At 56.8% G+C, this 10,516-nt stretch carries 9 protein-coding genes; 2 read left to right on the top strand and 7 right to left on the bottom strand.

Annotated elements, in window-relative coordinates; translation table 11 throughout:
• Window positions 1-111 precede the first annotated feature (111 nt).
• Window positions 112-2,022, bottom strand: a complete 1,911-nt coding sequence (dnaK, locus tag CKF42_RS20485; protein WP_009092227.1) for a molecular chaperone DnaK — start codon at window positions 2,020-2,022, stop codon at window positions 112-114.
• 296 nt (window positions 2,023-2,318) lie between these two features.
• Between dnaK and satP the strand changes: the two genes are divergently transcribed.
• Window positions 2,319-2,897 carry an acetate uptake transporter gene (gene satP / locus CKF42_RS20480; protein WP_111209078.1) on the top strand — a complete coding sequence of 193 codons (579 nt, stop codon included), beginning with the start codon at window positions 2,319-2,321 and terminating at the stop codon, window positions 2,895-2,897.
• Window positions 2,898-2,926: 29 nt separating this feature from the next.
• Here the strand turns inward: satP and CKF42_RS20475 are convergent, their stop codons facing one another.
• The 3 genes from CKF42_RS20475 to tal all read right to left on the bottom strand — a co-directional run bounded on the left by CKF42_RS20475 (window position 2,927) and on the right by tal (window position 6,005).
• Window positions 2,927-4,234, bottom strand: coding sequence for an MFS transporter (locus CKF42_RS20475; RefSeq protein WP_111209077.1), 1,308 nt, complete (start codon window positions 4,232-4,234; stop codon window positions 2,927-2,929).
• 104 nt (window positions 4,235-4,338) lie between these two features.
• Window positions 4,339-4,926 carry a molybdopterin adenylyltransferase gene (gene mog / locus CKF42_RS20470; RefSeq protein WP_111209076.1) on the bottom strand — a complete coding sequence of 196 codons (588 nt, stop codon included), beginning with the start codon at window positions 4,924-4,926 and terminating at the stop codon, window positions 4,339-4,341.
• Between the two features lie 125 nt (window positions 4,927-5,051).
• A complete protein-coding gene (tal, locus tag CKF42_RS20465; protein WP_009092233.1) occupies window positions 5,052-6,005 on the bottom strand; it encodes a transaldolase in 954 nt (317 codons plus the stop codon).
• Window positions 6,006-6,214: 209 nt separating this feature from the next.
• Between tal and yaaA the strand changes: the two genes are divergently transcribed.
• Window positions 6,215-6,988, top strand: coding sequence for a peroxide stress protein YaaA (yaaA, locus tag CKF42_RS20460; RefSeq protein ID WP_046101187.1), 774 nt, complete (start codon window positions 6,215-6,217; stop codon window positions 6,986-6,988).
• 36 nt (window positions 6,989-7,024) lie between these two features.
• Here yaaA and thrC read toward each other — a convergent pair whose 3' ends face one another.
• The 3 genes from thrC to thrA all read right to left on the bottom strand — a co-directional run.
• A complete protein-coding gene (thrC, locus tag CKF42_RS20455; protein WP_009092235.1) occupies window positions 7,025-8,308 on the bottom strand; it encodes a threonine synthase in 1,284 nt (427 codons plus the stop codon).
• 3 nt (window positions 8,309-8,311) lie between these two features.
• Entirely contained in the window at window positions 8,312-9,241 is a 930-nt protein-coding gene (gene thrB / locus CKF42_RS20450; RefSeq protein WP_046101185.1) for a homoserine kinase, read from the bottom strand.
• A 2-nt stretch (window positions 9,242-9,243) separates the two neighbouring features.
• Window positions 9,244-10,516 (bottom strand): bifunctional aspartate kinase/homoserine dehydrogenase I (thrA, locus tag CKF42_RS20445; protein WP_111209075.1); only part of this gene is annotated, 1,273 nt, incomplete at its 5' end.

Raw genomic sequence — 10,516 nt, 5'->3', positions numbered from 1 at the left:
TCGCCATGTTTATTTAGCCCTTAACATGATCGCACGGGCGTGGAGAGATCTCCGACGCCCGTGCTGGTTTCAACGGCTGTCAGGCCAGCCGTCGCGCCCGGTCAGGGGCAATTATTTCTTGTTGTCTTTTACTTCTTCGAATTCAGCATCGACAACGTCGTCATCTTTCTTCGCTGACGCATCACCGGCATCGGCTGCACCTGCCTGAGACTGCTGTGCGGCTTCCATCAGTTTGCCGGACACTTCCATCAGCGCCTGCATTTTGGCGTCGATTTCCGCTTTGTCTTCGCCTTTCAGCGCAGTTTCCAGCGCGGCCAGTGCGGCTTCGATTGGCGCTTTGTCGTCTGCTGACAGTTTGTCGCCGGCTTCTTCCAGCTGCTTACGCGTGCTGTGGGCAATCTGATCGCCCTGGTTGCGCGTCTGTACCAGCTCTTCGAACTTACGGTCAGCTTCTGCGTTCGCTTCCGCATCACGCACCATTTTTTCGATCTCTTCGTCGTTCAGACCGGAAGAGGCTTTAATGGTGATTTTCTGCTCTTTACCGCTGTTCTTATCTTTCGCCGACACGTGCAGGATACCATCCGCATCGATGTCGAAGGTGACTTCGATCTGCGGCATACCGCGAGGCGCAGCCTGGATACCGTCGAGGTTGAACTGGCCCAGTGACTTGTTGTCATTGGCGCGCTTACGCTCGCCCTGCAGCACGTGAATGGTCACGGCTGACTGGTTATCTTCAGCAGTCGAGAAGACCTGGCTGTGCTTGGTCGGGATGGTGGTGTTTTTGCTGATCAGCGACGTCATCACGCCACCCATGGTTTCGATACCCAGTGACAGCGGGGTTACGTCCAGCAGCAGCACGTCTTTCACGTCGCCACCCAGTACACCACCCTGAACCGCAGCACCGACAGCAACGGCTTCGTCCGGGTTCACATCTTTACGTGGCTCTTTACCAAAGAACTCGGTGACTTTCGCCTGAACCAGTGGCATACGGGTCTGACCACCGACCAGGATAACGTCGTTGATGTCAGAAACCGACAGGCCAGCATCCTGCAGCGCAACTTTCAGTGGCGCGATTGAGCGTGCAACCAGATCTTCAACCAGTGACTCCAGCTTAGAGCGGGTCACTTTGATGTTCAGGTGCTTAGGACCGGTCGCATCTGCAGTGATGTACGGCAGGTTTACGTCGGTCTGCTGAGCAGAAGAGAGCTCGATTTTCGCTTTCTCTGCGGCTTCTTTCAGACGCTGCATCGCCAGAGGATCGTTGTGCAGATCGATGCCCTGATCTTTCTTAAATTCAGCTACCAGATAGTTAATCAGACGGCTGTCGAAGTCTTCACCACCCAGGTGGGTATCACCGTTGGTTGCCAGAACTTCAAAGGTTTTTTCGCCATCAACTTCGTCGATCTCGATGATGGAGATATCGAAGGTACCGCCACCCAGGTCATACACGGCGATGGTGCGGTTACCCTGACCTTTGTCCAGGCCGTAGGCCAGTGCAGCAGCGGTTGGTTCGTTAATGATACGCTTAACTTCCAGACCCGCGATGCGGCCTGCATCTTTGGTCGCCTGGCGCTGTGCATCGTTAAAGTATGCCGGAACGGTGATCACCGCTTCGGTCACTGGCTCACCGAGGTAGTCTTCGGCGGTCTTTTTCATTTTCTTCAGCACTTCAGCTGAAATCTGCGGCGGTGCCATTTTCTGGCCTTTCACTTCCAGCCAGGCGTCGCCGTTGTCAGCGCTGGCGATTTTGTACGGCATGATTTTAATATCACGCTGAACTTCTTCGTCCTGGAAGCGACGACCGATCAGACGCTTAATTGCGAACAGGGTATTCTGCGGGTTGGTCACTGCCTGACGTTTAGCCGGTTGACCGACCAGAATTTCGCCATCCTGTGTGTACGCAATAATTGAAGGCGTGGTGCGATCGCCCTCGGCATTTTCCAGCACGCGTGCTTTGGTGCCATCCATGATCGCAACACAAGAGTTGGTTGTACCCAGGTCAATACCAATAATCTTACCCATCTAAACATCTCCCACTTAAATTCGTTGCCAATTTGGGTTGTGAACCTTTTATGTGGGCGGGTTGTTTGCATTCAACCTGCCAGCACATGCTTTTTTTCCAACGTTCACAACGCTCGATGAGAAGTAAATGGGGCCGCTTCGATGCGCATCAAGGGTTAAACCAAAAAAAATTTTCACCTCTGGCCCGGTCGGGATCAAAGAACCCAGGCAGAACGCTGAATATGATGCGCCGCTCCGCTCGATGGAGTGAAGCGGAGCGCTTTTTATCATCAACGTTTACTGACCGCCGAGGAACTATGGCAAATTCAACACTGGCCAACCCTGCCCCGCTGGGATTAATGGGATTTGGCATGACAACGGTTTTACTTAACCTGCACAACGCGGGCCTGTTCACGATGGACGTCGCGATTCTGGCCATGGGGATTTTTTATGGTGGGATTGCGCAGGTGCTGGCAGGCCTGCTGGAGTTTAAAAAGAATAACACCTTTGGGCTGACGGCCTTTACCTCTTACGGGATGTTCTGGTTAAGCTTTGTGGCGATTCTGCTGCTGCCGGAAATGGGCCTCGCGAACGCCCCCGACGAACGTTTTCTGGGGGCGTGGCTGCTTCTGTGGGGCATCTTCACGCTGTTTATGTTTGTCGGCACGCTGAAAGGTGCGCGGATGCTGCAGTTTGTTTTCGCCACGCTCACGCTGCTGTTTCTGCTGCTGGCCGTAGCGCATCTGATGCATCTGCCTGCGCTGGTCACCACGGCAGGCTGGGTTGGCCTTCTCTGCGGCGCAAGCGCCTGCTATCTGGCCATGGGGGAAGTGCTGAACGAAACCTTTGGCCGTACCGTTCTGCCGATTGGCGAGAAGCCGCATCAATCACAATAAGACGCGGAGTCAGGCTCCGCGTCATTTCACTACAGCGAATTAACCCCCTGATGCAGTTCTGGCTCGTGGCTGATATCACGCCGCAGCCAGATCCCCGTCACCAGTCCCACCAGCGCCAGTGCCATCACATACCAGCATGGAGCCATCACCGACACATTCATCAGCAGCGACACAAAAATCGGTGTCAGGCCGCCGAAGATCGCATAGGCGAGATTGTAGGAGAAGGAGATACCGGTAAAACGGACTTCCGCCGGAAAGGCACGCACCATCACGAACGGGACGGCGCCCACGGCACCCACGCTGAGGCCAGCCAGTCCATACAGCAGGAAGAGCTGCTGTGGATAGAGTGCAGTCAGATGATAAAACTGCCAGCAGCAGATCGCCAGCAGCAGGCTGCCGACACACAGCGTGCGGCTGGCACCGAAGCGATCGGCCGCCAGGCCGGCAATAAGACAGCCGAAGCAGAGCATGACGGTGGCCAGGCTGTTGGCCTGCAGCGTCAGCGCAGGCGCAATGCCCAGCTGTTTTTGCAGCCAGACCGGGGACATCAGGATCACCACCACAATGCAGGCGGAGAGCAGCCAGGTCAGCAGCATGGAAATGACGACCGATTTTTTATGTTCAGCCAGCACGGTTTTCAGCGGCAGCTTACTGGAGAGCGCTTTACGCTGCTGCATCTCCACAAACACCGGCGTCTCATGCAGCCAGCGGCGCAGCACCATCGCGCCCAGCCCGAACAGGCCGCCGAGGAAGAACGGGATGCGCCAGCCGCCATCATGAATCGCCTGGGGTGAGAGTGAGGTATTGATCAGCGTCGCCACCAGCGACCCCAGTAAAATCCCGATGGTCAGCCCGGCCGTCAGTGTGCCGCAGGCGATACCGATGCGTTTATAGGGCACATGCTCAGCGACAAACACCCAGGCTCCCGGCACCTCGCCACCAATCGCCGCCCCCTGCAGCATCCGCATCAGCAGCATCAGTAACGGTGCGGCCACGCCGATGGTCTGCCAGGTGGGAAGCGCGCCCATCATCAATGTCGGCAGCGCCATCAGCATAATGCTCAGGCTGAACATCTTCTTACGCCCCACTTTATCGCCAAAGTGGGCCATCACGATGCCGCCCAGCGGACGTGCCAGATAGCCGGCGGCAAAAATGGCAAAGGTCTGCAGCTGGCGCAGCCACTCGGGAATATCGGCGGGGAAAAAGAGTTCGCCAATGACGGTGGCGAAGAAGACAAAAATGATGAAGTCGTAAAATTCCAGCGCGCCGCCCAGTGCGGCCAGCGCCAGGGTTCTGTAATCCTTACCGGTCAAACGCTGCGTAGAGGTCAGGTTCATAATAGTCCAGAGGCAAAAGATCGGGTTGTAAAGATCTAATTACTATACCGTCAATCTTTTGCCACACCAGCCGGGCTATAGCTTATGCCTGAAATGGACAATATTTAGTTTTTTATCTCACGTATCGCGCTTTTAGGCCGAAATGCTGCTACCACGTCGCGATGGGTTTCGACATACGGTCCTTCCAGCAGCTGTAAACAATAAGGTACAGAGGCAAAAATGCCGTGGACTTTGACGTTGCCCTGCTCATCTTTCAGCCCCTCTAGTGTCTCCCTGATCGACTTTGGCTGACCAGGCAGATTGAGGATCAGTGACTGCTTACGGATCACGCCGACCTGACGCGACAGAATCGCGGTCGGCACAAACTGCAGGCTGATCTGGCGCATCTGCTCACCGAATCCGGGCATCTCCCGATCGGCGACGGCTAAGGTGGCGTCGGGAGTGACGTCGCGCCGGGCCGGGCCGGTGCCGCCAGTGGTCAGCACCAGATGGCAAAAGCGTTCATCGACCAGCTCGCAAATCGCCTGCTCAATCATCGGCTGCTCGTCCGGCACCAGTCGGGACTCCATTTCGAACGGGCTGCTGATGGCCGTGCTGAGCCAGCTCTCCAGCGCGGGAATCCCCTGATCCTGATAGATGCCGTTCGCGGCGCGATCGGAAACCGAGATCAGGCCAATGCGTAATGTATTCATGGTTAGCTTCGCTGTGAATGACCGCGGTGCGGTGGAGTAAAAGGGGAATAGCCGAAAGGATAATACAAAGTGAAAGGGTCGGAAAAGGGAAAACCGTGACGGCCTGCGCCGTCACGATTGGAGGATTACAGCAGTTCTGCCAGCATCTTCTCGAGTTTGCCCTGATCAACGGCAAAGTTGCGGATGCCTTCTGCCAGCTTCGCCACCGCCATCGGATCCTGGTTGTGCTGCCACAGGAACTCAGACTCGGTCATGCGGGCCGGACGTGCTTTCACTTCACCGCTGTAGCTCAGTTTACGCTCCAGGGTTCCTTCGCTCTCGGCCAGCTCTTTCAGCAGCGCAGGCGAAATGGTCAGACGGTCACAGCCAGCCAGCTCGATGATTTCACCGGTGTTACGGAAGCTGGCGCCCATCACGACGGTTTCATAGCCGTGCTGCTTGTAGTAGTTGTAGATTTCAGAAACAGAAACCACGCCGGGATCTTCGTGTGCTGCGTACTCTTTTTTGTCGGTGTTGGCTTTGTACCAGTCGAGAATACGGCCCACAAACGGAGAGATCAGGAAAACGCCCGCTTCGGCACAGGCACGCGCCTGAGCGAAGGAGAACAGCAGCGTCAGGTTACAGTTGATGCCCTCTTTTTCCAGCTGCTCCGCGGCGCGGATACCCTGCCAGGTTGAGGCCAGTTTGATCAGGATGCGGTCATTGCTGATACCGGCATCGTTGTAGAGTTTGATCAGACTGCGGGCTTTATTGATGCTGCCTTCGGTGTCGTAAGAGAGACGCGCATCCACTTCGGTCGAAATACGGCCAGGGATCAGTTTGAGAATTTCCAGACCAATGTTTACGGCCAGCTTGTCAGAAACCAGCTGCAGCTGCTCATCTTTATCGCTGCTCTGCTCACGCGCCCAGCCGATCGCTTCATCGATCAGTTTACGGTATTCAGGGATTTGTGCGGCGTTAAGAATCAGAGAAGGGTTAGTCGTGGCATCCTGCGGCTGATACAGCTTCATGGCTGCGATATCACCGGTGTCGGCAACGACGGTGGTGAGCTGACGCAGGGAGGTAAGTTTGTCCGTCATGTTCTTTTCTCTTAGTTAACTGTCAGTGTGAAAAAAGGCTGTTGCGATAATATCACGCGCCAACGGTGGCGCAAGGTCAGGGAATGCCGTTTACGATAGCGCGAACAAATAGGTGTGATTCGTCATTCTTTGCGGCTTTTTTGCTACACTGCGGAGCCTGATAAGCCGCCAATATCCTGTTAAAGCAGGCATTAAACGAGGAAGCAACTATGTTGATGGTGATCTCCCCCGCCAAGACGCTGGATTATGACAGTCCGCTGGCGACAACCCGCTATACCCAGCCTGCGCTGTTAGAAAAGTCACAACAGCTGATTGAGATTGCGCGTGACCTGTCACCGGCCAGCATCGCCTCGTTAATGGGCATCAGCGACAAACTGGCGCACCTGAATGCCGAGCGGTTTAACAGCTGGCAGCCCGACTTCTCGCCGCAGAATGCCCGCCAGGCGATTCTGGCGTTTAAAGGCGATGTTTATACCGGTTTGCAGGCGGAGACGTTCAGCGATCAGGATTTCGATTTTGCCCAGCAGCACCTGCGCATGCTGTCTGGCCTGTATGGCGTGCTGCGTCCACTCGATCTCATGCAGCCTTACCGGCTGGAGATGGGCATTCGGCTGGCGAATCCGGCAGGTAAAGACCTCTATACCTTCTGGGGTGACCTCATCACCGAAACGCTGAACGCCGCGCTGGCGGAACAGGGCGACAACGTCCTGATCAACCTCGCCTCGGATGAATATTTCCGGGCGGTCAGACCGAAAGCGCTACAGGCGCAGATGATTAAGCCGGTGTTCCTGGATGAGAAAAATGGCAGCTACAAAGTCATCAGCTTCTACGCCAAAAAGGCGCGCGGCCTGATGAGTCGCTATGTGATTCAGGAGCGCCTGACAAAGCCGGAGCAGCTTAAGGCGTTTGATCTGGAAGGTTATCGTTTTGATGCAGCCAGCAGCAGCGAAAGCGAGCTGGTGTTCAAGCGCGCGGAGCAGTAGCCCCGCGCGTCTTCTCTTTCCCGCAGCCGGGAAAGATTATTTCAGCAGGAATGCCCGCAGCGCGGCAAAGTCCGCCTGCATCTGGTGTGACAGCAGCGGGAGTTCCGCACGCTCCGCCAGCTCCGGCGGCAGCGTCAGGGTCTGCTCAAGGATCGCTTCCACGCTTTCACGGAATTTGGCCGGATGAGCGGTGCCGAGGAACAGGCCATACTCGCCCTCCTGCAGCTGATCGCGCAGCAGACGCCAGGCGATGGCGGCGTGGGGCTCAGAAATGTAGCCAATCTCAGCCAGTTCACGCATGGCGGCACGGGTGGTTTCGTCAGAGACCGCACCGCAGGCCAGGTCGGTCAGCCGCCAGGTTTTACGGCGGAACAGCTCTTCCACACGCGGCCAGTTGTTCGGCTGGCTGACATCCATCGCATTCGACAGGGTCGCGACCGTCTGGTTAGGCTGCCACTCGCCGTTTCCGAGGAAGCGCGGCACCGTGTCATTGGCGTTAGTGGCGGCGATAAAGCGCTTGATCGGCAGCCCCAGTGATTTCGCCAGCAGACCCGCCGTTAAATCCCCGAAGTTGCCGCTTGGTACGGAAACCACCAGCTGATTGCGTTTTTCCTGCGGCAGCTGCGCCACCGCTTCAAAGTAGTAGCAGATCTGTGCCAGCAGGCGGCTGATGTTGATGGAGTTCGCTGAGTTCAGGCCAATCGTCTTTTTCAGCACTTCATCATCGAACGCCTGCTTGACCAGCGCCTGACAGGCATCGAAATCGCCGTCGATGGCGATAGTTTCGATGTTGCCGCCCAGCGTACAGAAGAGTTTCTCCTGCAGCGGGCTGATCTTGCCCTGTGGATAGAGGATCACCACACGCACATTCTCCATGCCGTAGAAGGCGTGGGCCACGGCCGCACCGGTATCACCGGAGGTCGCGGTCAGAATCGTGATCTGCTCGTCTGAACCGGAAACATAGGAGAGCATCTGCGCCATAAAACGGCCGCCGAAATCTTTAAACGCCAGCGTCGGGCCGTGGAACAGCTCCAGACAGGCCACATCTTCACTGACCGCTTTGACCGGTGCCGGAAACGCAAACGCGGCTTTAACACGCTCATGCAGCTGTTCGGCCGGGATCTCATCACCAATATAAGCCGACAGAATTTTGCTGCTGCGGCTGACAAAATCCATCTCCAGCATCGCGTCGATGTCTGTCAGTTCAAACTCCGGCAGTTCCAGCGGAAAGAACAGACCCTGCTGCGATCCCAGACCCTGTTTCACCGCCTGGGCGAAGCTGACCTGCTCGTTGTGATCCTTAAGATTGTAGAGTTTCATGCGTTATCCCAATTGTCGTGCGCCAGCCGTGTCGAGACGGCAGATATGGACGAAGCCTTCATCGTTCTGCAGATAGTGCTGGCTCAGCCAGTCAGCCATCCGCTGTGCCGTTTCCATCTGATTGCAAACGGCGAAAAGTGTCGGACCAGAGCCTGAGATACCGCACGCCAGTGCGCCGATATCGTTGGCCGCCTGTCGCGCCTCGGCGAAGCCCGGCAGCAGTCTGGTGCGATAAGGTTCAGCAATGACATCCTGCATAAGTTTAGCGGCCAGCAGCGGCTGACGCGTGTGGCAGGCGTGAATGAAGCCCGCCAGCAGGCGGCCATGCCTGATGCACTCCTCTTTGCGGTACTGCGCCGGTAAAATCGCGCGCGCTTCGGCGGTCGAGACTTTAATGCCCGGATAGGCCATGACCCACAGCCAGTCATCAAAGCCGGGCACGGCCTGACTGATAATCTCATTCTCCTGCAGCATCAGCTGAATGCCCCCGAGGAAGCAGGGCGCTACGTTATCGTAATGAACGCTGCCGGAGATGCGCCCTTCCAGCTCGCCCATGAGCGTCAGCAGGGTGCTGTCATCAAGGGGCTTACCGCAGAATTCATTCATCGCGACCAGACCGGCCACCACCGAGCAGGCGCTGGAGCCCAGCCCGGAGCCGATGGGCATGTTCTTCTCCAGCGTCATCGCCACCGGAATCTCTTTGCCTACCGCCTCGCAGAAGCGCTGCCAGCACTGATAAACGATGTTCTCTTTAGGATCGGCGGGCAGCTTACTGACAAAACGTCCGGCGTTGGTCAGTGAAAAGTGCTCTGCCGCCTCCACGGAGACGCAGTCACCCAGCAGGGAACCGTCCACCGGCGAAACCGCCGCGCCCAGCACATCGAAGCCGACGCTGACGTTACCAATCGAGGCCGGTGCGTAAATTTTTACCATTTTTAAACTCCCAACTTCCATGACAGCGTGCGCAGCAGGTCGGCAAAGACACCGGCCGCTGTCACATCATTTCCTGCACCGTACCCGCGCAGCACCATCGGGATCGGCTGATAGTAGCGGCTGTAAAATGCCAGCGCATTCTCGCCATTTTTCACCTTAAAGAGCGGATCGTTGCTGTCTACGGCGTCAATTCTGACTTTGCAGATGCCGCCCTCTTCGATCACGCCGACATAGCGCAACACTTTACCCGCATCACGCGCCTGCGCAACCCGCGCGGCAAAGGCGTTGTCCAGCTCGGGCAGGCGCTGCATAAACTGCTCAACGTCTGCAATGTCGGTCAGGCTGGCGGGCAGCAGCGGCTCAATCTCAATATCCTTCAGCTCCAGCTGATGACCCGCTTCACGCGCCAGGATCAGCAGCTTACGCGCCACGTCTGTGCCGGCGAGATCGTCACGCGGATCGGGTTCGGTAAAGCCCATCTCCCGCGCCATCTGAGTCGCCTGAGACAGGGAGACGCCTTCATCCAGCTTGCCGAAGATAAAAGAGAGCGAGCCAGACAGAATGCCGGAGAAGCGCAGCAGCTCATCACCCGCATTCATCAGGTTCTGCAGATTTTCGATCACCGGCAGACCGGCACCGACGTTAGTATCATAAAGGAACTTGCGGCGCGATTTGGCTGCGGCGGCACGCATCTGCTGGTAGTAGTTCCAGGATGAGGTGTTAGCCTTTTTGTTCGGCGTCACCACGTGGAAACCTTCGCTGAGAAAATCGGCATACTGATCGGCGACCGCCTGGCTGGAGGTACAGTCCACAATCACCGGATTAAGCAGATGATACTCTTTGACCAAGCGGGTCAGACGCGCCAGATTGAAAGGCTCTTTGGCTTCGCTTAATGCCGCTTCCCAGTGGCTCAGATCGATGCCGTGAACATTCGTCAACAGCGCATGCGAGTTGGCGATGCCGCAGACCCGCAGGTCGATATGCTTCTGCTTCAGCCACGCCTGCTGGCGATGTAACTGATCCAGCAGCGCACCGCCGACGCCGCCGACGCCCACCACAAAGACTTCGATAACCTGATCGGTGGCGAACAGCATCTGATGCACCACGCGCACCCCGGTGATCACTTCGTCGTTGTTAACCACGACGGAGATAGAACGTTCAGAGGAGCCCTGCGCAATCGCCACGATATTGATGTTGGCGCGCGCCAGCGCCGAGAAGAATTTGGCTGAGATGCCGCGCAGGGTGCGCATGCCATCGCCCACCACCGAGATCACC

Origin of the sequence: Pantoea sp. ARC270 (genome assembly GCF_003236725.1) — a bacterium.
GTDB classification, from domain to species: domain Bacteria; phylum Pseudomonadota; class Gammaproteobacteria; order Enterobacterales; family Enterobacteriaceae; genus Pantoea; species Pantoea anthophila.
Note: the sequence above shows the minus strand (reverse complement) of the source record. Positions and strands in the feature narration are given on the sequence as shown.

Bases quoted from the DNA above. Each gene is read 5' to 3' on its own strand.
- satP (WP_111209078.1), top strand. From the start codon at position 2,319: ATGGCAAATTCAACACTGGCCAACCCTGCCCCGCTGGGATTAATGGGA.
- tal (WP_009092233.1), bottom strand. From the start codon at position 6,005: ATGACGGACAAACTTACCTCCCTGCGTCAGCTCACCACCGTCGTTGCC.
- dnaK (WP_009092227.1), bottom strand. From the start codon at position 2,022: ATGGGTAAGATTATTGGTATTGACCTGGGTACAACCAACTCTTGTGTT.
- CKF42_RS20475 (WP_111209077.1), bottom strand. From the start codon at position 4,234: ATGAACCTGACCTCTACGCAGCGTTTGACCGGTAAGGATTACAGAACC.
- yaaA (WP_046101187.1), top strand. From the start codon at position 6,215: ATGTTGATGGTGATCTCCCCCGCCAAGACGCTGGATTATGACAGTCCG.
- thrC (WP_009092235.1), bottom strand. From the start codon at position 8,308: ATGAAACTCTACAATCTTAAGGATCACAACGAGCAGGTCAGCTTCGCC.
- mog (WP_111209076.1), bottom strand. From the start codon at position 4,926: ATGAATACATTACGCATTGGCCTGATCTCGGTTTCCGATCGCGCCGCG.
- thrB (WP_046101185.1), bottom strand. From the start codon at position 9,241: ATGGTAAAAATTTACGCACCGGCCTCGATTGGTAACGTCAGCGTCGGC.